Source organism: Penaeicola halotolerans (assembly GCF_016464625.1).
In the GTDB taxonomy this organism is placed as follows: domain Bacteria; phylum Bacteroidota; class Bacteroidia; order Cytophagales; family Cyclobacteriaceae; genus Penaeicola; species Penaeicola halotolerans.
This window is the reverse complement of sequence record NZ_JAEAGO010000143.1, coordinates 1-252: the sequence shown is the minus strand read 5'-3', so window position 1 is coordinate 252 and position 252 is coordinate 1. Positions and strand designations below refer to the sequence as shown.

At 32.5% G+C, this 252-nt stretch carries 1 protein-coding gene; it reads left to right on the top strand.

What is annotated here, in order from left to right; translation table 11 throughout:
* On the top strand, positions 1-252 hold a 252-nt coding region (locus tag I5349_RS13905), incomplete at both ends, for a hypothetical protein (protein ID WP_226391376.1).

Genomic DNA, 252 nt, shown 5'->3' with positions numbered 1-252 from the left:
AATTCATTTAAACAAAACCTTAGATGGTGATAAAGACTTTAATAGTCCCAGAGAATTAACAGTTTATGAGGGAAAGGAATTGACTATTGTTGAGGAGAAATTACAGGAGGCACATGTGGATAGGGTGAATCTAAATCTTAATTGTATTCTAGTCATATTTCCTTCCAGAATTTCTCCTCCAGGAATTTTAATGCAGAGGGACAATATTATCTTAGAATGGATCTTTTTAGCACATAAACCAAGTAAAATAAG